Annotated in this window: 23 protein-coding genes and 1 pseudogene; 11 read left to right on the top strand and 13 right to left on the bottom strand. The window is 69.7% G+C overall.

Features of this window, described 5'->3' with window-relative positions; all coding sequences use genetic code 11:
• Positions 1–102 precede the first annotated feature (102 nt).
• Entirely contained in the window at positions 103–324 is a 222-nt protein-coding gene (locus tag HUV60_RS13695) for a hypothetical protein (RefSeq protein ID WP_257850999.1), read from the top strand.
• An 810-nt stretch (positions 325–1,134) separates the two neighbouring features.
• Here the strand turns inward: HUV60_RS13695 and HUV60_RS13690 are convergent.
• On the bottom strand, positions 1,135–1,287 hold the full coding sequence (locus HUV60_RS13690; RefSeq protein ID WP_257851000.1) for a hypothetical protein: 153 nt from the start codon (positions 1,285–1,287) through the stop codon (positions 1,135–1,137).
• 26 nt (positions 1,288–1,313) lie between these two features.
• Between HUV60_RS13690 and HUV60_RS13685 the strand changes: the two genes are divergently transcribed.
• Positions 1,314–1,547 (top strand): hypothetical protein, encoded by a 234-nt coding sequence (locus HUV60_RS13685; RefSeq protein ID WP_257851001.1) that lies wholly within the window; start codon positions 1,314–1,316, stop codon positions 1,545–1,547.
• A 94-nt stretch (positions 1,548–1,641) separates the two neighbouring features.
• On the opposite strand, the gene HUV60_RS13680 is transcribed toward HUV60_RS13685, so the two are convergent.
• From HUV60_RS13680 to HUV60_RS13645, 8 genes are all read right to left on the bottom strand, one after another.
• Positions 1,642–1,971, bottom strand: a complete 330-nt coding sequence (locus tag HUV60_RS13680; RefSeq protein ID WP_257851002.1) for a hypothetical protein — start codon at positions 1,969–1,971, stop codon at positions 1,642–1,644.
• A 41-nt stretch (positions 1,972–2,012) separates the two neighbouring features.
• Complete coding sequence (locus HUV60_RS13675; RefSeq protein WP_257851003.1) at positions 2,013–2,618, bottom strand: hypothetical protein; 606 nt, start codon at positions 2,616–2,618, stop codon at positions 2,013–2,015.
• A gap of 37 nt (positions 2,619–2,655) precedes the next feature.
• On the bottom strand, positions 2,656–3,051 hold the full coding sequence (locus HUV60_RS13670) for a hypothetical protein (RefSeq protein WP_257851004.1): 396 nt from the start codon (positions 3,049–3,051) through the stop codon (positions 2,656–2,658).
• A gap of 26 nt (positions 3,052–3,077) precedes the next feature.
• The gene (locus HUV60_RS13665) at positions 3,078–3,503 is read right to left on the bottom strand and encodes a hypothetical protein (RefSeq protein WP_257851005.1); all 426 of its coding nucleotides are present in this window, start codon (positions 3,501–3,503) and stop codon (positions 3,078–3,080) included.
• Positions 3,504–3,569: 66 nt separating this feature from the next.
• Positions 3,570–4,658, bottom strand: coding sequence for a putative T7SS-secreted protein (locus HUV60_RS13660; protein ID WP_257851006.1), 1,089 nt, complete (start codon positions 4,656–4,658; stop codon positions 3,570–3,572).
• A gap of 308 nt (positions 4,659–4,966) precedes the next feature.
• The gene (locus HUV60_RS13655) at positions 4,967–5,995 is read right to left on the bottom strand and encodes an IS701 family transposase (protein ID WP_257851739.1); all 1,029 of its coding nucleotides are present in this window, start codon (positions 5,993–5,995) and stop codon (positions 4,967–4,969) included.
• Between the two features lie 162 nt (positions 5,996–6,157).
• Positions 6,158–7,606 (bottom strand): group II intron reverse transcriptase/maturase, encoded by a 1,449-nt coding sequence (gene ltrA, locus HUV60_RS13650; protein WP_257848168.1) that lies wholly within the window; start codon positions 7,604–7,606, stop codon positions 6,158–6,160.
• Positions 7,607–8,143: 537 nt separating this feature from the next.
• Positions 8,144–8,371 (bottom strand): hypothetical protein, encoded by a 228-nt coding sequence (locus HUV60_RS13645; RefSeq protein WP_257851802.1) that lies wholly within the window; start codon positions 8,369–8,371, stop codon positions 8,144–8,146.
• A gap of 584 nt (positions 8,372–8,955) precedes the next feature.
• On the opposite strand from HUV60_RS13645, the gene HUV60_RS13640 reads away from it, so the two are divergent.
• The 5 genes and pseudogenes from HUV60_RS13640 to HUV60_RS13620 all read left to right on the top strand — a co-directional run.
• Positions 8,956–11,856 (top strand): BTAD domain-containing putative transcriptional regulator, encoded by a 2,901-nt coding sequence (locus HUV60_RS13640; protein WP_443047288.1) that lies wholly within the window; start codon positions 8,956–8,958, stop codon positions 11,854–11,856.
• The gene (locus tag HUV60_RS13635) at positions 11,853–12,632 is read left to right on the top strand and encodes a prepilin peptidase (RefSeq protein ID WP_257851008.1); all 780 of its coding nucleotides are present in this window, start codon (positions 11,853–11,855) and stop codon (positions 12,630–12,632) included. The genes HUV60_RS13640 and HUV60_RS13635 overlap by 4 nt, the downstream gene beginning before the upstream one ends.
• Before the next feature lie 168 nt (positions 12,633–12,800).
• Positions 12,801–14,000 carry a cyclic dehypoxanthinyl futalosine synthase gene (gene mqnC / locus HUV60_RS13630; protein ID WP_257851009.1) on the top strand — a complete coding sequence of 400 codons (1,200 nt, stop codon included), beginning with the start codon at positions 12,801–12,803 and terminating at the stop codon, positions 13,998–14,000.
• A gap of 7 nt (positions 14,001–14,007) precedes the next feature.
• A complete protein-coding gene (locus HUV60_RS13625; protein ID WP_062193582.1) occupies positions 14,008–14,469 on the top strand; it encodes an imidazolonepropionase-like domain-containing protein in 462 nt (153 codons plus the stop codon).
• Positions 14,470–14,613: 144 nt separating this feature from the next.
• Positions 14,614–15,606: pseudogene (locus tag HUV60_RS13620) on the top strand (IS630 family transposase); the annotation flags it as partial.
• 75 nt (positions 15,607–15,681) lie between these two features.
• Here the strand turns inward: HUV60_RS13620 and HUV60_RS13615 are convergent.
• On the bottom strand, positions 15,682–16,116 hold the full coding sequence (locus HUV60_RS13615; RefSeq protein WP_062193584.1) for a MarR family winged helix-turn-helix transcriptional regulator: 435 nt from the start codon (positions 16,114–16,116) through the stop codon (positions 15,682–15,684).
• Between the two features lie 106 nt (positions 16,117–16,222).
• Here HUV60_RS13615 and HUV60_RS13610 point away from each other — a divergent pair, with 106 nt between their 5' ends.
• Positions 16,223–17,137, top strand: coding sequence for an alpha/beta hydrolase (locus HUV60_RS13610; RefSeq protein WP_257851014.1), 915 nt, complete (start codon positions 16,223–16,225; stop codon positions 17,135–17,137).
• Between the two features lie 346 nt (positions 17,138–17,483).
• Positions 17,484–18,179, top strand: a complete 696-nt coding sequence (locus HUV60_RS13605) for a demethylmenaquinone methyltransferase (protein WP_257851740.1) — start codon at positions 17,484–17,486, stop codon at positions 18,177–18,179.
• Positions 18,180–18,219: 40 nt separating this feature from the next.
• Here HUV60_RS13605 and HUV60_RS13600 read toward each other — a convergent pair whose 3' ends face one another.
• Both HUV60_RS13600 and HUV60_RS13595 read right to left on the bottom strand, forming a co-directional pair.
• Positions 18,220–18,555: a PASTA domain-containing protein gene (locus HUV60_RS13600; RefSeq protein WP_256082493.1), complete on the bottom strand. Its 336-nt coding sequence runs from the start codon at positions 18,553–18,555 to the stop codon at positions 18,220–18,222.
• Positions 18,556–18,706: 151 nt separating this feature from the next.
• Positions 18,707–19,213, bottom strand: coding sequence for a GNAT family N-acetyltransferase (locus HUV60_RS13595; protein WP_257851018.1), 507 nt, complete (start codon positions 19,211–19,213; stop codon positions 18,707–18,709).
• Between the two features lie 98 nt (positions 19,214–19,311).
• Between HUV60_RS13595 and HUV60_RS13590 the strand changes: the two genes are divergently transcribed.
• The gene (locus tag HUV60_RS13590; RefSeq protein WP_257851020.1) at positions 19,312–20,595 is read left to right on the top strand and encodes a geranylgeranyl reductase family protein; all 1,284 of its coding nucleotides are present in this window, start codon (positions 19,312–19,314) and stop codon (positions 20,593–20,595) included.
• A 342-nt stretch (positions 20,596–20,937) separates the two neighbouring features.
• Here the strand turns inward: HUV60_RS13590 and HUV60_RS13585 are convergent, their stop codons facing one another.
• Positions 20,938–21,792 carry a C40 family peptidase gene (locus tag HUV60_RS13585; RefSeq protein WP_257851022.1) on the bottom strand — a complete coding sequence of 285 codons (855 nt, stop codon included), beginning with the start codon at positions 21,790–21,792 and terminating at the stop codon, positions 20,938–20,940.
• 1,090 nt (positions 21,793–22,882) lie between these two features.
• Between HUV60_RS13585 and HUV60_RS13580 the strand changes: the two genes are divergently transcribed.
• On the top strand, positions 22,883–23,242 hold the full coding sequence (locus HUV60_RS13580) for an NADH-quinone oxidoreductase subunit A (protein WP_055570452.1): 360 nt from the start codon (positions 22,883–22,885) through the stop codon (positions 23,240–23,242).
• The last annotated feature ends 12 nt before the right edge of the window (positions 23,243–23,254 follow it).

Raw genomic sequence — 23,254 nt, 5'->3', positions numbered from 1 at the left:
CACTTGTCGGCAGTCGATGCAGAGTCGGTGGCCGAATACGTGGAACGTCACGACGAGGCCGGTGTCCGCTGACGTTTCTCTTCGGGCACCCCGCCTTCCTGCATGCCTGCTTGGAGACGACTGCCGAGTGCCGAGGAGAACTGTTCGCCGGAGCGGCTCGCCGAGCTGGTCATGACTCTCGCGGACGAGGGTCCCCTTGACGTGACGGACGGCATTCGCGCGAGGGTGAAGGCATGCTCCGATCCCGAGCAGCTCAGGACATGGGCAAACCGGGCCATGCACGTGGCCGGTCCGGAATCCTTGTTCGCCGCGAAGGCGGTCTGATTCCACCGATGAGTGCTTGAGCCGTCAGCTGGAAGCTGTCAGGGACAACACGCACTTACCTGGGCGGCGACCGGGCTGGTGTGACGGGAACGCGGGTGTGTGGAGGTGGGCTTCTGCGGGGCCGGTGCGAGTCCATGGGATCTCTGTAGGCTCAGTACACCCTTCAGTGCCTGATCTCGTCTCACCCCACGTCGGACCTCCAGAACCCCTCCCACACCACGCGACCCGGGACACCCGCCAGGCCACGACGCCGTAGTCCATGCTCGTCCAGCGCGACGGGAAACCCGGCCGGGGGTGCCGCCGCTCCGCAGTGAACGCCCAAGAAGTCGGGTTACAGGTTCAGTTGACGTACTCGTTCGTCTTCACCGGCGTGTTCTACGGCGGCGACGTGGTGGTCCGCGGCCAGGCGGTGGCGGAGAGCGAGGTCGGTTGAGCCGTCGGCCACGTGGGAGCCTCCCTTTGCGACGGGGTACCCAGAGGGCCGGTGAATCGTGTTGCGTTTCTGTCCGGTTCTGGTACATCTCAAGGATCTGCGCACCCTTCACCGTGAAGGCGTACGACGGGCACGCCCCCGGAACAGCCGTTTCACATGTGCTGCGGAGACTGCCGAGGGGAGCGCTTACGGACGAGTACGAGTGAAGGTACCGAGGTGTTCGGCCGACCGCTTCGCCACACTCGTGAATTCCGCGGCGCGTGAACGAGCCCTGCTGCCCTTACGTTGCTGGTCGCTTCATTCCCCGCGTGCTTTGATCGGGGCGCGGACTCTGCTGCGCAATTACCCGGCGTGATGACGCCGTGCCGATACGGCCTTCAGAGCGCGTCGCAGATGCAGGCAGGCCGGGCGCGGCCGAGCCCTGAAAGCACGGCACGTGATCGCTCGCCGAATTGAGCAGCAGAGTCGGCGCGCGGTTCGCCGTTGGTGATACCGGATTCGGGAATCAGGCGAGCTGCGCCGCCGCTCATTTTTTACACGAAGGGAAACGCGCGCCATGAACCTCGTCCCCAAGGTCGCGACCGCTGAAATCTCCGATGCCGATCTGGACGCCGTCTCCGGTGGTCAGGCGGGCGCCGCCGTGAACGCCGGTCTCGGTGTCCACGCCGAGGCGGGTGCGCTCGGTGTCCACGTCGAGGCCGGGAACGTCGGCATCACCGGGGGCCTGGGTGCCTCCGTCTCTCCCGAGGGCCTCTCGGTGGGTGGAACCCTCGCCGTCACCCAGTACTGACAGGACATGCCTCGTGGGCCCCGGTTCCAGCCCGGAACCGGGGCCCACGGCACTCCTGTGGAGCGGCGGCATGCGGTCCCGTGGTGTCGCCCCGCTACTTGTCGGTCTTGCCGCCCCGTTCGTCCTTGACCTGCATCTTGTCCTTGACCTGTCGGGTGAGTTCGTCGTCGAGTTTCTTGAACTCGCGGACGACGGCGTCGGACAGGCCGGCGAGGGCGTCGAGTTGCTGGGAGATGTCCTCGCGGCCGTCCTCCCAGTTGGACTCGAAGTCGGAGAGTGCGTCGTTGACGCTGCCGTCGCCGATGTCGTCCTTGCAGGAGTCGAAGAGCTTCCTGGTGTGGTTCAGCCGTGTCCTGAGTGACCGCAGCCGGCGCCCGTAGTCCTCCATCTCGCTCAGCGGGAGCGCGAGGTCGCTCTTGCCCATGGCCCGGAGTCCTCTCTTCTGCGGATCTTCTGCTGACCTGTTCAGACGAAGCGGAAGGTGCTGGTCACGGCGTCGAAGACGTCGTGGAACGCCTCGGCCAGGTCCAGTACCGGGCTGGCCCCGGAGACGAGGACGACCTGGTCGGTGGTTCCCGGCACGGGGATGTAGGTCTGTGTCAGCACCATACGGAGGGTACGGCTGTCGCCCTGCGCGACGGGTACGTCCTCGACGCCGTAGGTCCGCGCGGCCGGGCCCACGTCGGGGATGTCGACGGTTGTGACCTCGCGCCAGGCGTCGCCCTCGCGGCGGGCGGTGATCGTGCCCAGGCTCCCGGCGATGGCCCGCGGGTCGGTGGACAGGGCGACGCCCTGTTCGTTCCTGGCGCCGAGGACGGAGACCGTGACGGTCGCGGAGAGCGGGACGCCGTCGAAGTTCTCGGCCATGCAGCCCAGGTAGAGGGCACCGGAGTCGTGGGCGTCCTTCGCCATCCTGCGGAGCATGGCGGTCAGGTCGGCGCGGTACGGGGCGAGTTCCGGGAGTTCACGGATCCGCTCCTCGACCAGGGCCCGGATCGTGGCCTCGCGTCCCTCCGGGCGGATGCCGAACTCCCACCACGAGTCCGGGACCGCCAACGAGAAACTTGGCATCAGCGCTGCGCTCTCTTCCGCTGTTCTTCGTGAATCTTTAATCGAGATCCATGCCGAGATCCATCATCGCGATCTCGGTCAGTCTGCTTTCCGTCACCTTCGGAGGGGAATAGTTCGCATCCCTGATGTGAGTGACGAATTCGACGGGCAAGGATATGTGGTGGGTGGCAACGTAGTATGAAAGGTCGCCGCGCCAGATCCATTCTCCGTCGGTATAGAGGGAGCCAATGCCGGGCAGAAGGGGGCCAGCTGGATCCAGCACGTCGGGTCCGGCGCTCATCTCGCTCCAGATTCCTGTGCCATTCATGAGGTAGGAGACGATCCCTTTTTCGTCCGGCTCGCCCGAAGGCCGCACTGCGTCTTTGATCGAGCCGCTCTCAAGAAGACCCCAGCCGGGCGAGAGCTCTGAGAAGAAACCTACGGGTCGAATCATTGGAGCTCCACGTGTTCGCTGTTGTATCAGGCCATGGGAAGGAAGGTGAGCCAAACCCCGTCTTCTTTGATTTTAGGGGTGAAGGGCCCCTCTCCGAACGCGGGTACGCCCACGGCATCGGTTGGCGCCTTGACGGGGACCCCCAGGGAGTTTGCCATGTTCTGAATCACTTCGGGTTGCGCGGATCCTGAATGGCAGGTGAGCATCCGAACGGGTTGGCCGTCGTAGTCGGGTATTCGATTTATCGTATCAAGGACATGGTTGGGGTGAACGTCGTGTCCCCCCGCTCTTTGTCCCGCACGATTTATCTGGCCTGCGACCATTCGGCCGTCGGTCGTGCCGTGAATGATGACGTCCTGGTATCCGGGGAGACGCTTTGCGACATCGAAGTTTCGGAGAGTTGCCGGATCGTATCCGATGGCGGTCGCCCCCGGCTTGTGGTAGACGGGCATGCCGGAAGGGAGGGCGTCATCGGCTTTTCTTCCGGGAGGAGCAACATGGGGAGAGTCCGTTTTCCACTATTGCCTCTTGCCCATCATGCTGAACGTGGAGAAACGTACGTTCCTCAACCCGCGAACACTGTCTGCGAGGTTCTTCAGTCCGCCGCCGATGCCGCCCATGGCTCCGGTGCCGAGAGCTTTCAGTCCTCCGGTCTTCCAGAGTTTGCCGAGTTTGGCGAGGCTCGTGATGCCCTTGGTCGCGGGTATGCAGTCCAGTGCTGCCCAGAGGAGGTCGCCCCATCCGGCCTCGCCCTTGACGACTTTTCGTAGCGTGTCGGCCATGACGACGAGGGCCGCCGCGAAGACCAGCCAGCCCAGTGGGCCACCGATGATCATCACGATGATGCCGAGGATGGCCACGACCCACTTGCAGACGAGGACGATCTCGTCCCAGTTGTCGGTGACCCAGTCGCCGATCTCCTCCCACCAGCGGCGGTTGGGGATTCCGGCGTCGGAGGCTTCCCTCAGCTTGGTGACCGTCCGGCGGGCGGCCTCTTCACGCAGGCCCTTCGCCTGACCGGCGAGCTTCTTCGCCGCGTCGAGGGCGCTCTGCGCGCTCTCGGCGTTCCGTTCGGCCGTGGCCTGGCGGGCCTTCGCGTGCTGGGCGTCGCGGGTGGCGCGGCGGACGTCGGCCTCGTCGGGTTCGGGGACGTTCCTGCCTCCGCTCTTCGCGGGGTCGTACGAGTCCACCTTCCCCGTCGCCGTGCGGACCCAGTCGTCGGCACCCGACAACACCGTCTGCGCGGTGGTGAGTTCGGCGCGGGCCTTGCGGCCGTCGCGCAGTGCCTTGTCGGCCTTCTCCTGGGCGTCCTGCAGGTCCGGCCAGAAGGTGGCGAGGGCGTCGCCCGCCAGGTCGTACGACTTCCTCAGCTTCCGCAGCCTCCTGGGCGCGTCCGCGAACTCCTGGGCGAACACGTCCGCCGTTTTGCCCGCCCGGGAGAGGATCTCGTCCTCCTTGGCGATGCCCTTCAGATCACGCAGGGCCTCGCCCACGTCGTCGGCGAAGTCGTGCAGAGCGCCGGCGAGTTTGCGGATGCGTCGCGGATCGCCCGGTGTCGGGTCCTTCTCCAGGTCGAGTACGTGCCAGTCCGTCGGCCTGATGGACACGCGTGTACCCCCGTAACGCCTGCAACGCGCTTGCTGAAAAGCGCGTTTGAACCTACCAGGTGTCGATCAGGTCGGTGGGTGTGCCCGATGACTTGAGTGGGACGACGAAGTCGGCGAAAGCGGCGGCGGGTACTACAGCCGTGACTCGCGATCTCGTTTGTCGCGGGTGGCGTAGTGGCAGCGTTGTGCGCGGGCCTGGTGGGTGCGGCGTCAGTGTGACTGGGTGATCACGATCGTCGGTGGTGGCGGCGAGGTGGCCCGTACGAGCCGGTTGAGCAGGCGGCGGATCTCCTCGGCGGTGTAGCGGATCAGTTTTTCAACGCGGCCCGGCGGCCCCCCTTTTCGAGCACCCGGGTCAGGTCGCTGGGTGCGGGCAACTGGACTGGCTCTGTGGGGTCTTCGAGGTCACGGGAGCGGGTGTCGGTGATGGTCAGGAAGGCGAGGGCGGCCATGGACAGAGTGATGTGACGGTGCCAGGCGTCCCAGGTGCGAACCTCGTAGTGGTCCAGTCCGCAGTCGGACTTCGCGGTCTCGAAGCAGTCCTCAATCGACCAGCGCAGGCCCATCACGCGGACGATCTCGCCGATCGGGGTGCTGACCTTGGCATGCACCGCGAAGTAGGCGATCTGGGCAGGGTCGGTGATCGAGCGCCTGACCAGCAGCAGGTGAATACAGCCGCGGCGGGGCCCGTTCTCGGCGCCGCCCGGCCAGGTGACCTCGGCCAGCGCCCAGTCGTAGGAGCGCAGGCCCTTGGCCCCCTTCCCGCAGGAACGGCGCTCGAAGATCAGCGGGATGCGGGCGGCGAGCTTGTCGACGCGCAGGCTCCCGGTGCCGTGGGTGGACACGGTCTCGTCCACCGGCACGGCCATGACATAGGGGATGCGGCGGCGTTCGAGGGCGGAGCGGAGTTTGCGGTCCTGGCCGTAGGCGCTGTCGGCAGCCATCCAGCCGAACGGGACCTTGGCCCGGCGGCAGCGTTCCACCATGCGCCGGCCGAGCTTGGGCTTGGTGACCACGGCCTTCGCACGCGGCTTGGGAATGCGCGCGGTGCGGCAGCGGCCGGCGTCCTGGCACCAGGCGGCGGGCAGGTACAACTCACGGTCGATCAGAGCGCGTCCGGTGTCGGAGGCGTACGCGCAGAACACCGCGACCTGGCAGTTCTCGATCTGTCCGGTAATCCCTGCGTACTGCGGGGCCACCCCGGCCGACATCCGTCCCTTCTTCAAGAACGCGGTCTCATCCAGCACCAGCACCCCATCCGGCCGGGCCAGGAACTGGACTACGAACGACCGCAGCGCGTCGCGGAGTTGATCCGTGCACCAGGTCGAGCGGGCCAGGAATCACTGCACCCGATCCGGACTCGTGTGCCCGACGTGCTCGGCGATCTGGTGAGGTCGACTCGGGGCGCCCTGCTGGTGTTTCCACCAGCGGGTTTCCCCGAGCCGCCTCCCGAACCGGACGTGCCCGCTCTCCAGGCATCCGGCTCTCCACAAGCCCTCTCAGACGGCCGCGGCCGTCGTGCTCCCACTGGGCCAGGGCGAGGGGATCTTGTTCCCGCGATACAAATAGCGGTTGGTTCGCACCTTCGCGCACCTGAACAAGACCACCTCGTCATCAGCAGGCCACCATCGGCCCGCGCAGTAACGACGGCGAAGACTCTTCCAGTTGGACCGGCGGTGCTTTCGCCGCAGCCACCCGAAGACCTGCCGCCAGGTGAAGGCCGACAGGTACTGGAAGGTCGCGGACGACACCCCGTGCCGGAAGTACGCCGTCCAGCCGCGCAACACCGGGTTGAGATGGTGCAGCACGACTGCCAGCGGCAGGTTCGTGTCCTGTCGGCACAGCGTCTTGACCTTCTCCTTGACGGCTTGGAGGGCCTTCTTGGAGGGGTAGAGGTAGACGTAGTGCTTCTGGGTCCCACGTTTGCGGTGACGCTGGAGGCGCCACCCGAGGAAGTCCAGCCCCTCGTCGATATGGGTGATGGCCGTCTTCTCCACCGACAGACGCAGTCCCATCGGGGCGAGTACTTCCGCCACCTGGGTGCGCATGTCTTCGGCCTGCTCGCGTGTCCCGGTCACGGCGATCAGAAAGTCGTCCGCATACCGGAAGAGCCGGTAGTTGGGCAGATTCTGCCGACGTCGCCGGGCCCGCTGGCCTTGCGTGGAGTTCGGCCCGCCCGGACCGGCCGCGATGAACTCATCGAGAACCGACAGGGCGATGTTGGCCAGCAGCGGCGAGAGGATCCCACCCTGCGGAGTGCCGGAATCGGTGTCCTTGGACTGGCCAGCCTCGCTGAGGATGCCCGACTTCAAGAACGCCTTCACCAGGTCAAGGACGCGCCGGTCTCCGACTCGGCGACGCACCCGGCCCATCAGGGCCGCGTGGTCGATCGAGTCGAAGCACGCCTCGATGTCCCCCTCCACCATCCACTCATAGGAGTTCTTGGCGAAGTGGTGCGCCTCGGCGAGCGCGTCGTGAGCCCGGCGCTTCGGGCGGAACCCGTAGGAGCACGGGAGGAAATACGCCTCGAAGATCGGCTCCAGTACCAGCTTCAGGGACGCCTGGACCACCCGGTCCCGCACGGTCGGAATACCCAGCCGACGGCGCTTGGCCGTCCCCGGCTTGGGGATCATCCTTTCCCGCACGGGAAGCGGACGGAAGGTGCGGTCCTTCAGGTCGGACCGCACCTCGTCGAGGAATGCCTCGACGCCTTGCCCGTCCTCCACGGAACGGGCCGTCTGCCCGTCCACTCCGGCCGAGCGAGCGCCCCTGTTCCTCCTCACCCGAACCCACGCGACCAGCAGGAACGCGGGATCAGCAACGAGATTGAACAGGTCATCGAACCGGCGATCACGATCGTCGGTCGCCCAACAGTGCAGTTTGGTCTGCATCTCCAGTACCCGGCGCTCGGCCTTGAGCAGCCCGAACTCCAGCGCGTCGGTATTCACCAGCGACCTCCTGGCATTGCAGCATCCTCCCTGCCGACTTGCTGGCCCCCTTCGCCATGCACGGAGCTTTCCTCCGCTCGGACTACTACGAGGCCTCCGCCCCACCTGCGGACCTCAGCCGGCAACGGGCCTGCCCTCCTCGCCGGACCGGCTGTCCGGAAGGAAAGGGCGACCGCAGGCGGTTCCCACGTTCACCATGTGCCGATCGGCCAGGTCGGCGTCCCGCTACTACCCCGGCAGCATCACCACGCCTACGCCGCAGACCTTCAGCGTGGCCTCCCCACCGGCAGTTGGAGACCGGCTTCGGAGTTGACCGCCCCAGCCGAAGCAAGCGGTCACGCACTGCACCCCGGGCCCATATCCGCCAGATTGGAGCCCGGTGACAAGACTTACGGGGCTTTACACGGATTCCTCTTCGTACGCCTTCTGGCCTTGCTTGCCGAACCCGACGCGTCTGGCAGTACCGCGCCGTCCCGGCGTTGTCAGGGCTGCTTCCCGTCCTCACCGGCGTTCCCCGGCCCGGACTGCCCTCAGCTTCTACCCGGCCGCTGCGACGGCCCGGCGGTAGAGGTCTCCCACCTCCACTCGGTCACATGGCGCCTCGTGGCGCACCCACCCGTTCTTGCGTTCGACCGGCGCCACCAGCGCTTTCCGATAGGCCATCGCCATCAGGCGCGGCTCGACCCTCCCGAAGACCCCCGCCAACCCGGCGAAGAAGTCATCGAACCAGCCCGCCCAGACCTGTACCGCCCGCTCCGTACTCACGGAGGGAACAACGCGTCACACGACTACCGGACACGGACACGAGTCACGGCTGTAGTACCGGCTGGAGCGGTGGCAGCGGGCCGGCGTCTTCGGCGAACCGCACCGCATCCTGCCTGCCGGGCTGTACGCGGCCGGTGAACCCGACTGGTTCAGAGTGTGTGCCGACGGCTCCCGCACCCGTGCGGAAAAGGGGCGCCGACACCCGGACTCCCGCTCTGGTCGACGGCATTCCGCCTGTCGCGGGACGGCCCGGCCGCCTGCGCGGGCCTCCGGGGCTGGCAGCCGCCGGCCGGGGACGGCAACCGGGGCACGTGCGTGTGGTGCGACCTTGCGGTGGCGTGACGGGAACGTGGGGGCGCGGAGGCGGGCTTCTGCGGGGGCGGCGCGAGTCAATAGGATCTCTGTAGGCTCAGTACGCCCTCCCTCACCTGATCTCGCCTCATTCCACGCCGTCACCTCAGCTCCTCCCACACCACACGACCGGGACACCCGCCATGCCACGACGCCGTAGTCCAAGCTCGTCCAGCGCGACGGGAAACCCAGCAGAGGGCGCCGCCGCTCCGCGGAACCGGACGCCTCGGGCCGTGCGGATACGGCGGCGGACCTTCGGGGACTTCGTCAAGGCGTTCTTCGCCTTCGTGGCGTTGCTCGTTCTGGTGGTGGGGGTCCCGGCCGGGCTCGCGACGGTGGCGGGCTGGCCGTTGCCGAGCACGTTCGAGCCCATGGAGTGGCTGAGGACGGAGGTCTCCGTCGAGACCTTCCAGAACATCCTGGTCTTCTTCGTCTGGGTTGCCTGGGCCCAGTTCACCGCCTGCGTGCTCGTCGAGATGAAGGCCGCGCTCTCCGGTGTCGGGGTGCCGGGGCGGGTGCCCGGGGCCGGGCCCAGTCAGCTGCTCGCGCGTCAACTCGTCGCCGCACTGCTGCTCGTCGGCGCCGCCGCGGCCAGTTTCACGCCGGGGCTCTCGCAACTGGGACAGGGAGTCGAAGGGAACCAGCAGGCCACGGCCGCCACCGCCCAGCAGACGCCGGGGCTCTTCGCCCAGCAGCAGGAGCAGGCCGCCGGGGCCGCCGCCGCTCTCGCCGAGCAGGCCTCCGACGCCGCCGCCCGCGCCGACGCCGGGAGCAGCACCGCCCAGCGGGACGACACGAAGTTCTACCGGATCCAGCCACCCGAGGGGCGTCACCACGACTCCCTCTGGGAGATAGCCGAGCGGCACCTCGGGGACGGACGCCGGTACAAGGAGATCTTCGCGCTCAACAAGGACCGGGCCCAGCCCGACGGTTCCAGGCTCTCCGAGGCCAGTCTCATCCGGCCCGGCTGGATCATGGAGATGCCCGGCGACGCGCGCGGCGGCGACCTCGTCGAGATGCCGGACGAGACGCCCGAGGTCTCGCCGGACGTGCAACAGCAGATCCACGACTACGCCAGGACCGGGGACCACGCCCGGGGCAGCGGCGGGGGTGCCGCCCACGTCTCCGTGCCCGAACAGCGGCCCGCACCCGAGCGGCAACCCGCGCCCGCCGCCGACCACGCCGGTCACCAGCGGCCCGCGCCCGCCCCGCAGCACGCCGGCCCCGCCCGGGACACCTCCTCCTTCGGCCTGCCCGAAGCCCTCCTCACCGCCCCCCTCCTCGCCGCCGGCCTGCTCGGTGCCCTCGGGCACCGGCGTCGGCAGGCGCTGTGGCAGTCGGCGTTCGGGGGGATCGGCGGGCGGCGCGGGATGGAGCCGCCCACGCCGGAAGGCGATGCCCAGGACGTCCAGGACGCGCTGCTCGTCGGCGCCGACCCCGAGGGCGTACGGCTGCTCGACCGGTCCCTGCGCGGGCTCGCCGCCTTCCTCGCCGCCGAGTCGCGCGCCCTGCCGACCGTCTACGCCGCCTGGCTCAGCGACGGAGACCTGCACCTCCAGCTCGCCCAGCCGGCCGGCAGGCCCCCGGCGCCGTGGCGGCCGGGGCAGGACCAGACGTTCTGGACGCTGGCCAAGGACGACGCCAGCCAGTACGAGGACGTCGACACCGCCGCCCCCTACCCCGGTCTGGTCAGCCTCGGCACCCTGGACGACTCGCGGCTGCTGCTCAACCTGGAGTCCGTCCCCGGCATCGTCTCGCTGAGCGGCAGCGAGGCCGACCGGGCCGCCGTGTTCGCCTCCGTCGCCGCCGAGCTGGCGACCAACGGATGGTCGGACCGCATGACCATCACCCTCGTCGGGTTCGGCGAGGACCTGACCCCGCTCGCCCCCAACCGGCTCCGCCACCTCGACGACGTCGAGGCACTCATCGAGACGATGGAGGCGGAGACCCGGCAGCGGCGCGGCGCGCTGGGCGCCGCCGGGCACGACTCCGTCCTCACCGGACGCACCGGCCCGGCCCAGCACACCCGTTGGGCCCCGCAGCTCGTCCTGCTCGCCGCCGAGCCGACCGCCGAGGACGCCGTCAAGCTCGCCGAGCTCGCCGCCGACGCGAGCCGCCTCGGCATCGGCTACCTCGTCGGCACCGGGAGCGGCGATCTGCCGGGCGCCGCCTGGGAGATGGAGATCACCGGCGAGGGCAAGCTGCTCGCGCCCCTGCTGGGCCTCGAACTCGACGCCCAGCTCCTGCCCGCCGCCCAACAGCGCGCGGTCGTCGAACTGTTCGTGGAGGCCGACCCGGACCGCGGTCCCGACGGACCGGTCAACACCCCTCCGTTCCTCGTCGACATCAGCGAACAGGGCCGGCCGGCCGTGTACGCGCGTCTCGTCGGGCCGTACGAGATCATCGGGCTCGACACCCCGGACGGCGAGCGCAGCGCCCTGCTCCACGAGGCGCTCGCCCTGCTGCTCCTGCACCGCGAGGGCGTGCACCCGCGCGTGCTGTCCTCCGTGCTGTGGCCGCGCGGTGTCACCGACGACGTGCGCGAGGCGCTCCTCGACCGGCTGCGCGCCTGGCTCGGCACCGACGCCGACGGCACACCCCGCCTCGGCACCGACCGCACCGGGCGGCTCACCCTCGCCCAGTCCGTCGTCTCCGACCTGGACGTGCTGCGGTCGCTGTACCACGAGGCGACCCAGGGCAAGGGGGTCGACAGCCGTGCCGTCCGCGGGCGGCTGCTCACCGACGCGCTGGTGCTGGTGCGCGGCCCGCTGCTCGCCGACCGGCCCGAGGGCCGCTACCGCTGGCTCACCCACGAGATCGTCGACGCCCAGCTTCCGCTGCTCGTCGCCGACACCGGGCTCGCCCTCTCCGAGTTCCACATGGAGAAGAGCCGCGCGGAGAAGGCCATCGAGGCGCTCGACGCGGCCCTGCGCACCGCCCCGGTCGACGAGCGGCTGTGGAACGAGCTGCTGCGCGCCACCCACGCCCTCGACGACCCCTCCCGGCTCACCGCCCTCGCCACCGACCTCGTCGGCCGCAGCGGTGCCCGCGGACTGCCGCCGCGCACCGAGGCGCTGCTCGACGAACTGCTGCCGGCCTGGCGCGACACGGTCGCGGCAGCGGCGGCGGGATGAACGACCTGCCGGTGCCGCCGGTCGGGGCCGTCGTCCTGGTCGCCGTGCTGTGGGGGGCGGTGGCGGGCGCGCTGCTGCCCCGCGCGGTGCACCGGTTCGCCGTCCCGGTGGGGGAGGAGTGGCGCGCCCGGTGCCCCGCGGGACATCCGCTGCGCGGGTGGCTCGGCCGGGCCCGGTGCGGGCAGTGCGCCGCGCGCGCAGGAGGGGAGGGAGAAGGGACCGCCGGCACGTCGTACGGTCCCGGACCCGTCGCCCCCGCAGCCGCCACCACGCTCGTGTGCGCCGCCCTCGCCGCCGCCACCGGGACCCGGCCCGAGCTGGCCGTCTGGCTGCTGCTCGCGCCCGTCGGCGTGCTGCTGGCGGTCGTCGACTTCCGGGTGCAGCGGCTGCCCGACCCGCTCACCCTCCCGTTCGCCGCGGCCACCCTCGCTCTGCTCGGCGTCGTCACCCTGTTCCCCGAGCACGCGGGCACCTGGACGACCGCCCTGCTGGGCGCCCTCGCGCTCGGTGCCGGCTACTTCGTCCTGTTCCTGATCAACCCGGCCGGCATGGGCTTCGGCGACGTGAAACTCGCCCTCGGCGCGGGGGCCGTCCTCGGCTGGTACGGCTGGCCGACCGTGATGCTCGGCACCTTCGCCGGGTTCCTGTTCGGGGCGCTGTACGGCGGTGCCCTCGTCGTCGCGCGGAGGGCGGGACGCAGGACGGCGATCCCCTTCGGACCGTTCCTGATCGCCGGCGCGTTCGTCGGGCTGCTGATCGGGGCGTACACGGCGTGACGCCTGGGCAGATGAAGAGGGGCCGATGCGGCCGACGATCGACGGGGCGTACGGGGCGTACGGGGCGTACGGGTGCCGGTACGGCCTGACGTCAGGTGTCCCGGGCCGCTGGCGTAGGCTGGCTCAGCCCGTCCACAACCCTTACGAACCTTACGAAAGGGACGCCCGGTGACCGAGAAGGCCGACCTTCAGCCCATCCTCGACCGTGCTGCCGCCGGTGGGCGGATCACCCCCGAAGAGGCGCTCGACCTCTACCGCGACGCCCCGCTGCACGCGCTGGGCGCCGCCGCCGACACCGTACGCCGCCGCCGGTACGCGGGGACCGAGCACATCGCGACGTACATCATCGAGCGCAACATCAACTACACGAACGTCTGCGTCACCGCGTGCCGCTTCTGCGCCTTCTACGCCGCGCCGAAGGACACCGCCAAGGGCTGGACCCGCGACCTCGACGACATCCTGCGGCGCTGCGCCGAGACCGTCGAACTCGGCGGCACGCAGATCATGTTCCAGGGCGGCCATCACCCGGACTACGGCGTCGAGTACTACGAGAAGCACTTCGCCGCCATCAAGAAGGAGTTCCCGCAGCTCGTCATCCACAGTCTGGGGGCGAGCGAGGTCGAGCACATGGCCCGGATCTCGAAGGTGTCGGTCGAGGAGGCCATCACCCGGATCCACGCGGCCGGGCTCGACTCCTTCGCCGGGGCCGGTGCCGAGCTGCTGCCCGAGCGGCCGCGCAAGGCCATCGCGCCGCTGAAGGAGTCCGGCGAGCGCTGGCTGGAGATCATGGAGATCGCGCACGGGCTGGGCGTCGAGTCGACGTCCACCATGCTGATGGGCACCGGCGAGACCAACGCCGAGCGCATCGAGCACCTGCGCATGATCCGGGACGTACAGGACCGCACGGGCGGCTTCCGCGCCTTCATCCCGTACACCTACCAGCCCGAGAACAACCATCTGAAGGGTCGCACCCAGGCCACGCTCTTCGAGTACCTGCGGATGATCGCCATCGCCCGGCTGTTCTTCGACAACGTCGCCCACATCCAGGGCTCCTGGCTGACCACCGGCAAGGAGGTCGGCCAGCTCTCCATGCACTACGGCGCGGACGACCTCGGCTCGATCATGCTCGAGGAGAACGTCGTCTCCTCCGCCGGCGCCAGGCACCGCTCCAACCGCATGGAGATCATCGACCTCATCCGCCGGGCCGGACGGGTGCCCGCCCAGCGGTCGACCACGTACGAACACCTCGTCGTGCACGACGACCCGGCGAACGACCCCGTCGACGACCGGGTGGCCTCCCACATCTCCTCCACGGCGATCGAGGGCGGCACGGCCCACCCGGAGCTGAAGCTCCTCGCCTCCAACTGATCCACCCGTGCTGACGATTCACACGGCGGAGGTGGTGCGCCTCACCTGGGACGCCCCCGCGGAGGCTGCCGAGCCGTTGACGGGCGGGGCCGTCGCCGTCGACGGCGGCCGGATCGTCGCCGTCGGGCCGTCGGCGGAGGTGGAGGCACGGTTTCCGGGCGCCCGGATCCGGCGTTGGCCGGGGACGCTCGGGCCCGGGCGGACCCACCGGGGGCCGCTCCCGGACGCGCCGAGTCCGCGTGAACGCGTCCACGAGGTGCTCAAGCGCGGCGCGGTGGCGGTACGGGCGGAGCACGCCGCCGCACCCGGGCTGCGCGCCGCGGCCGGACGCAACGACGTCGTCGTCCTGACGTCCTTCCGCCCCGAGGCGCTCGTCGTGGGTGGTCGCGCGGACCTGGCGGTCTTCGACGGAACCGGTGCCTGCGTCGCAACCGTGTGCGCGGGACGCCTGGTGCACCGCCGGCGCTGACCGGTCCGGTGCGGGCAGGCCTGGTGCTGACCGGCCACGCCGACGGGTCCGGTGCAGGTCCGTGCTGACCGTCCGACGCGGACCAGCCTGGTGCCGACAGGCTCGGTGCAGGCAGGTCCGGTGCTGACCGATCGGTGCTGACCGGTGGCCTCGGCCGGCGGAAACCGGGTCCCGGTGATCGCGAAGCTGGTTCAGGCTGACGAGGACACCGTCCGCGACGTGATCCACCGGTTCAACGAGATCGGCCTGGCCTGCCTGGACCCTCGCTGGGCGGGAGGCCGTCCCCGCCTGCTCAGTCCTGACGACGAGGACTGCGTCTTCCAGACGGCCACCACCCGCCCGACCAAGCTCGGCCAGCCCTTTACCCGCTGGTCGATCCGTAAACTCGCCGCCTGCCTGCGGAAGGTGCACGGCCGTGTGATCCGGATCGGCCGCGAGGCATTACGGTGCCTGCTCGCCCGCCGCGGCATCACCTTCCGGCGCACCAGAACCTGGAAGGAGTCGCCCGACCCCGAGCGTGACGCCAAGCTGGACCGCATCGAGGAGGTGCTGGAACGCTTCGCGGACCGCGTGTTCGCGTTCGACGAGTTCGGGCCGCTCGGCATCCGCCCCACCGCCGGGGCCGGCTGGGCTCCCGCCGGTCACCCCGAGCGCCATCCCGCGACCTACCACCGCACCCTCGGGGTGCGGTACTTCCACGGCTGCTATTCCGTCGGCGACGACCGGCTGTGGGGCGTCAACCGCCGCAAGGAGGGTGCGGTCAACACCCTGGCCGCACTGAGGTCGACCCGGGCCGCGCGCCCGGACGGCGCCCCGATCTACGTCATCCCGGACAACCTGTCCGCCCACAAGGGCGACAAGATCCGTCGCTGGGCGAAGAAGAACCGTGTCGAGTTGTGCTTCACCCCGGCCTACGCCTCGTGGGCCAACCCGATCGAAGCCCATTTCGGGCCACTGCGGCAGTTCACGATCGCCAACTCCAACCACCGCAACCACAGCGTGCAAACCCGGGCCCTGCACGCCTACCTGCGCTGGCGAAACACCAACACCCGCCACCCCGACATCCTCGCGGCGCAGCGTCGCGAACGTGCCCGCGTCCGAAGCGAGAAGGGCATCCGCTGGGGCGGACGTCCCTTGCCGTCGCAACCTGAACGATCTGACGAATCCATGCGGTCGCGGCCCGAACGTGCAGCAGAGCACCGGACAGACGAATCACTCGCGCATACGGCCTGACGCGGGCGAGGCGAGCATCGCTTTGAGGATGCGTTGCAGCTCAACGCGGTCCTGGGGGGTGACCCTCGCCAACCTGCGGTCGTACTCCGCCGCGAGAGCTGCAAGTGCTCGATCGCGTGCTTGCGTGCCCTCAGCGGTCGGTACGAGCCGATGACGCCGCAAGTCCGCCTCGTCGATCTCGCGGCGGACAAAGCCCTTGGCGACGAGGTTGCGAACGTAGACCGTCACGCTCGCCTTGGGCAGCAGCAGCGCAGTCGCGATCTCAGCCGGGTACGGCGATGCCTCCACCTCGGCCAGGACGAAAAACTCCTTCGTCTCCAACCCGAGCTCGGCCAGCTCCCCCGTGCAGGCATCCATCACAACACCCAGCAGCCGCTGGTTCAGGGTCCACAGTTGCGCCCCGTCGACTGACATCGACCCTCCATCCAGGTGATACAGTTTCGTATTGGTTTCATATAGTACAAGGTATTTTTTTGTACTGGACTCCTATGGAACAATGATCTCACGAAGGAAGCCAGGCATGCTTCAGCACCTCACGATCCCGCGCGGTCCCATCAACCTCGCCGCGGACCTCCACCTGCCCGACAACGCCGACAGCAGCGCACCGCTGCGCGCCGTGGTGCTCTCCACCCCAGGCAGCAGCGTGAAGGAGCAGATCGGCGCCAACTACGCCTCCCGTCTCGCCGCCCGCGGCATCGCGGCGCTCGTCCTCGACCCCGCCCATCAGGGCCAGAGCGAGGGCGAGCCCCGCGACCTCGAAGACCCCTACCGCCGAGGTGAGGACATCTCCTACGCCATCGACGTGCTCACCACGACCCCCGGCATCGACCCGCAGCGCATCGGCGTCCTCGGCATCTGCGCCGGTGGAGGCTACGCCGTGCACACCGCCCGCACGGACCACCGCATCAACGCGGTCGGCACGGTCGTCCCCGTCAACATCGGCGCCTCATTCCGCAGCTTCCAGCCCGACGGTCCGGCCGCAGCACTCGACGCCCTCGCGGACGCACGCACCGAAGAGGCCCGCTCCGGCGAGACGACCCGCGTGAACTGGCTGCCCGACACCCTCGAGGACGCCACGGCAGCGGGCCTGACCGACATCGACACCACCCAGGCCATCACCTACTACCGCACCGAGCGCGGCGGTAACGAACACTCCACGAACCGGCGCCTCTTGCGCAGCGACTCCCACCTGCTGGGCTACGACGCGTTCCACCTGGCCGATCAGCTCATGACCCAACCACTCCAGGTCATCCTCGCCGGACGCATCGGCAACACCGGCTCCTACGACACCGGCATGCAGCTGTGGAAGCTGGCCCCCGACCCCGTCGACCTCATGGTGATCGACGGCGCCGGCCACTACGAGATGTACGACGAACCCGAATACGTCGACGCTGCCGTCGAACGACTCGTCAGCTTCTATGCGAACAACCTGTAAGGCATACGAACCGGCGAACCTGTGCGGTCACAGCACCAGCAGCTCGGCGGGGACGGTTGCACCAGCGTCTTCATCGACACCGACAGCCAGGACTGGAAGCGGCCCGGGATGGCGGAGATGGTGAAGGGGGGCGACGCCCGAGGACGGCGAGGGCGCGTCGGTGCTCTTCCACGACTCCGGTGGCGAGCGCTCGCAGACCGTCGAGGCGCTGGCAGAAGCTGAAGCGCACGGGCGAGGTCGGCGGGCCGGCGGGGGCGCGCCGGCGGGCGCACGGAGCGGGGGTGCCGCGGGGCGCGGGCGGGAAGCCGGGGCTCCTGCCCGGAGGGCGGGCTGCAAGAATGGGGCCGTGACCCGCGCATCCCTGGACAAGCAGCCGCACGAAGTCGCCTCGATGTTCGACAACGTGGCGGCACGGTACGACCTGACCAACGACGTGCTGTCGCTCGGCCAGGACCGGATCTGGCGCAAGGAGGTGGCCAAGGCGGTCGGCGCGCGCCCCGCCGAGAAGGTCCTGGACCTGGCGGCCGGTACGGCGACGTCCTCGCTGCCCTTCGCGCAGGCCGGCGCCTACGTCGTCCCCTGCGACTTCTCCCTCGGCATGCTCCAGGTCGGCAAGCAGCGCCGGAGCTGGCTGCCCTGCACCGCCGGCGACGCGACCCGGCTGCCCTTCAAGGACGACGTCTTCGACGCCGTCACCATTTCCTTCGGACTGCGCAACGTCCAGGACACGGACGTCGCGCTGCGTGAGATGCACCGGGTGACCCGGCCCGGGGGCCGCCTCGTCATCTGCGAGTTCTCGCAGCCCACCTGGGCGCCGTTCCGCACCGTGTACACCGAGTACCTGATGCGCGCGCTGCCGCCGGTCGCCCGGTCGGTGTCGTCGAACCCCGACGCGTACGTCTACCTCGCCGAGTCCATCCGGGAGTGGCCCGACCAGCCCGCCCTGGCCGAGCGGCTCCAGGGGGCCGGCTGGACGAGGGTGGCCTGGCGCAACCTCACGGGCGGTGTGGTCGCACTGCACCGGGGCCACAAGGCGGGCTGAGGCGAGCCACGGAGGTCGCGCACAGGGCGCGCGGGCGGGGTCAGGGCGGGCCGAGGAGCGCCGTCGCCGTGCGGGGCGCGGCCGTGTACGGGGCTCCGGGTTCGTCCAGTTCCCGCCGGAGGCCGCCGCGGGGAGGCACCGGCCCGCGCGGTTCACGCACCCCTCCTCCGCCGTCCCCCTCCCCGAAGTCGAACCACACGTGCACGGCGGAGCCCCGCGGCACCTCGGTGCCGGGCTGCGGATACTGGCGCACGACGTACTCGACGACGGTCAGGTGGAAGTCCGGCCGGTCCGGCGCCTCGAGGGACAGGCCACGCGCACGAGCCGACTCGCGCGCGTCCACGGCCATCAGGCCGACCAGGCGAGGAACGCGCACCTCGGGTGTTCTGGGTCGCACCGGCACGGATGTCACCCCCCAGCGGTACCGGCAGCGTAGGCACGGCCACGGGCCGGAAGGAAGCATTCCGTGGCTATCCGTGACAATCGGTCACAACGGGTGACTGAAGTGGGAGTTGTCACTTCCACTGTCAGAGGGTCAGCCGGTAGCAGTGGCTCTCCCGGTGCGAGGCCGGGACCGTGAACGTCTCGTCGAGGTGCATCCCGAGCCGACGGGTGACCGCCGCCGAGCGGGTGTTGCGGGCGTCGACCAGCGCGACCACGTCCCGCACGCCGGTGGCGCGCACGCGCTCCAGCGTCCGGCGCGCGGCGGCGGTGGCGTACCCCTTGCCCCAGTGCTCCCGGCCGAGGCGCCGGCCGATCTCGATCTCGCCGGTCGGGCCCCAGTCCCGTTCCCAGGGCTGGGCGCCCGTGAAGCCGACGACGCGGTCCGCCCCGTCGACCACGGTCCACAGGCAGAAGCCGAGTTCGGCGTCGTGCCGCCGCCGGCGCGCGGTGAGCTCCTCGCAGACCGACAACTCCGCGGCCCTGCCGCCGTGGAACTCCATGACGTCCGGATCGGCGAAGATCCGGTGCCAGGTGAAGACGTCCTCGTGGGTGGGTACACGGAGCCGTACGGCGGGTGGGACTGGATTCATCGGGACGGCCCTTCGACAGGGTGATCGGTTCCGCTGCATAGACTGCCCGTGTCCAGTGCCCGTCGGCACGCAGATTTCGAACCTGGGGAGAACCCGCCGTGACCGAGCCGCTCTCCGACAACACCGCCGATGTGATCGTCGTGGGCGCGGGGCCGGCCGGCTCCGCGACCGCGTACCACCTGGCGAGGTCCGGTCTCGACGTGCTCCTGCTGGAGAAGACCGAGTTCCCGAGGGAGAAGGTCTGCGGCGACGGCCTCACCCCGCGCGCCACCAAGCAGCTGGTGTCGATGGGCATCGACATCTCCGAGGAGGCGGGCTGGCTGCGCAACAAGGGCCTGCGCATCATCGGTGGCGGAGTCCGCCTCCAGCTCGACTGGCCGGAACTCGCCTCCTTCCCCGACTACGGCCTGGTCCGCAAGCGCGACGACTTCGACGAGCAGCTCGCCCGGGCGGCCCAGAAGGCCGGCGCGCGCCTGTACGAGCGCTGCAACGTGGGCGCGCCGATCATCGACGACCGCACCGGCCGCATCACCGGCGTGAAGGCCAGGACCGGCGAGGAGAAGCGGGAAGTCACCTTCCACGCCCCGCTGGTGGTGGCCGCCGACGGCAACTCCACGCGGCTGTCGCTGGCCATGGGCCTGCACCGCCGTGAGGACCGTCCGATGGGTGTCGCGGTCCGTACGTACTTCACCTCGCCGCGTCACGAGGACGACTACCTGGAGTCCTGGCTCGAGCTGTGGGACCGCCGCGGCCCGCAGGACCGGCTGCTGCCCGGCTACGGCTGGATCTTCGGCATGGGCGACGGGACGAGCAACGTCGGTCTCGGCGTGCTCAACACCTCGGACTCCTTCAAGGAACTGGACTGGCGCGAGGTCCTGAAGGCCTGGTGCGCGTCGATGCCCGAGGACTGGGGCTACACCCCGGACAACATGACCGGCCCGATCCGCGGCGCCGCGCTCCCCATGGCCTTCAACCGCCAGCCGCACTACACGCGCGGGCTGCTGCTCGTCGGTGACGCGGGCGGCCTGGTGAACCCGTTCAACGGCGAGGGCATCGCCTACGCCATGGAGTCCGGGCAGATCGCCGCCGAGGTCATCGTCCAGGCCCACGCGCGGGCGACGCCGGCCCAGCGGGAGATCGCCCTCCAGCGCTACCCGCGCGTCCTGAAGGACACCTACGGCGGCTACTACACGCTCGGCCGTGCGTTCGTGAAGCTCATCGGCAACCCGAAGGTCATGCAGATCGCCGCCCAGCGCGGCCTGACGCACCCGATGCTGATGAAGTTCACCCTGAAGCTGCTCGCCAACCTGACGGACCCCACGGGCGGCGACGCGATGGACCGCATCATCAACGGTCTGAGCAAGGTGACGCCGAAGGCGTGACGCGTTCCGCGTGCGCGGGAGCCCGGGAGCCGTTGAGCGACGCTGTGGACGGCCGGCACCCGAGGGGCGGGCCCCCGGGGCTGTCCGGCGCGCGCGGGGCGCCGCAGGGGGCACTACAAGGCCGGACGGCGCTTCGCGCGGGCATGGCGGCCCGTCAGCGCACCCCGACCTGGGGACGATTCGGACGACTGGGATATTCCGGCGCGGCGGGGTGAACCTCCGAGTGAGGTATCCGGTATATCCGGAGTGCCCCGGAGTGCCCCGAAGCGCCCGGAGGTGGGCGACGGAGAGGCCGCTGCCCCCGAGCGGCAGCGGCCCTCCGGCCCGTGCGGGCGGCCCGGATCAGAGCACGCGCACCGCGCCCGACGCGGGGTAGCCGGAAAGGTCCTGGATGACGACGCCCTTGGACGGGTTGGCGGCGTCCAGGTACTGGCCGTTACCGATGTAGACACCCGTGTGGTACGCGGAGCCCTTGCCGCCCCAGTACAGGATGTCGCCGACCTGGAGGGCGGACAGCGAGACGTCGGTTCCGACCGTCGACTGGTCCTGCGAGACGCGCGGGAGGTCGACGCCGACCTGGCGGAACGCGGCCTGGACCAGGCTGGAGCAGTCCCAGGCGTTGGGGCCCGTGGCACCCATGACGTAGGCGTCGCCCACCTGCGCCTTGAGGAAGGAGATCACCGTTCCGACGCTGCCACTGGCCGGCGCGGAGGCGGTGGTCGTGGTGGCCGCCGTGGTCGTGGTGCCCGGGTCGGCGGTGAGGGGGGCGCGCTCGGCATCGCGCGTGGCCCGCTCGGCGGCGGCCTTACGGGCCTCCTCGGCCGCCTTCTTCTTCGCCTCGGCCCTCTCCTTGGCCTCGGCGAGGTCGGCCTTCGCCTCCTTGGCGGCCTTGGCCGCGGCGGCGTCCCGCTCGGCCTGCAGCTGGTAGTTCGCGGCGGCCTGCTGGGTGGCTTCCGCGGACTGAGCGACCTGGGTGGACAGGTCGGCCGTGAGGGCGGGCAGTTCGAGGGTCTGGGTCACCGGCTCGGCGGCGACCGCCGAGGCCGACGCCCCGGCCACTACCAGAGTGCCGAGGACGCCACCAGCGACTCCGGCCCGCATCGCCCTCGTGGTCTGGGCGCTGCGGCGGGGTTTCCGGTGGCTTCGTATGTGAGCGGTGTGGGACATGGGAACAACCGGTACCAGGGGCTCCTTCATATCCACAAGAAACGTGTGCTGCGCCACAGTTGTTCAATCGTGACGCCGAAGCCCGGGCGTGTCGCTCTTTATTGATGCCGTAACGGACATTGCGGGCGCGGCGTAATGGGCCTGTGATCACGGTCTTTCATCTTTACGTCCGAATTGCCCCCTGCCTACCATCGGTTGAAACGATTGGCCAAGCCCTCTTTCTGTGTCCTCCCTGTGGATGTGGTGCAGGTCACGGAAAGGTCACCCCTCGCATCGCGTCCGGTGTGCGAACTCCGGACGGGTTGTGGACGGATTGCGGGCGGCCTGCGTCGGGATCGCGACGGGCGTGACGTTCGGCCCGGGCCGGGTCGCGACCGCGCCGGGCCCGCACCGCGTTCCGGGCTGCCTCTGGGGGGCCCGGTCCGGGCCTCGGGCCGGGTCCGAGGCGGCGTCCGGGAGTCGGGCGGGGGAGGGGGTCCGCGGTGGGCTCCGCGGGGGCCCGGGGGGGGGGAGTCCCGGGCGTGCTCCGGATCGGCTCGGGGGGCGACCGGCTCCGGCGCGGGGTCGGGCGCGGGGTCGGGTGCGGGGCGCCGGGGTGCGACGGGGCGGGTGCCGACGGCGGTCGGCCGGGGCGGGGGTACGGCCCGCGGCCGGCGACCCGGCTCCGCGGCGGGGCGCGGGTCTCCCGGACTTCGTGAACGCGTGCACACGTCCACATCACGCCCCGCACCCCTCCGATGTGTGAACGCGTCCCCCAACAAGCGTTCGCGTACAGCGCCAATTTGCATGCAGAGGAACACTCTTGATATCAGGGTCACCTCCCTGGCCTGCATCGACGCGACAGAATGTCACTTATGGTGACCGCGTGGACGCTTCGCGTATGAAGATCACCGCTCTTCCGGCTTCATGATCGTTCGTCAGGTGGTGGAGATCACAAAGCTTGTGCGACACCCCGTGTCGCAGATCACAGACCGGCGGGCATAGGATGCGGAGCGGTTGGGCTTGTGACCTGCTTCACATGTTCTCGATCTTCGCCGGGGCGGGCGTGGTTCGTGGGACGCGTGGGGCAAGTGAGCCCGGCTCGCCAGCAGTCAGTGCCGACTGAGAGGAGCGAGGAGCGGTGAACGCGTATGCGCCCATCCTCGTACTGGGAGCCCTCGGGGCAGGCTTTGCGATCTTCTCCGTGGTCATGGCCACGCTGATCGGTCCGAAGCGGTACAACCGCGCCAGGCTCGAAGCCTACGAGTGCGGTATCGAGCCGACCCCCACGCCGGCCGGCGGCGGGCGCTTCCCCATCAAGTACTACCTGACGGCGATGCTCTTCATCGTCTTCGACATCGAGATCGTCTTCCTTTATCCCTGGGCCGTCAGCTTCGACGCCCTGGGGATTTTCGGGCTCGTGGAGATGCTGCTCTTCGTGCTCACCGTCTTCGTCGCCTACGCGTACGTGTGGCGGCGCGGCGGCCTGGAATGGGACTGAGGGGCCTTTGAC

This window comes from Streptomyces sp. KMM 9044 (assembly GCF_024701375.2).
GTDB lineage: Bacteria > Actinomycetota > Actinomycetes > Streptomycetales > Streptomycetaceae > Streptomyces.
The sequence above is the reverse complement of the archived record's forward strand: the minus strand, read 5'-3'. Positions and strand labels throughout refer to the sequence as shown.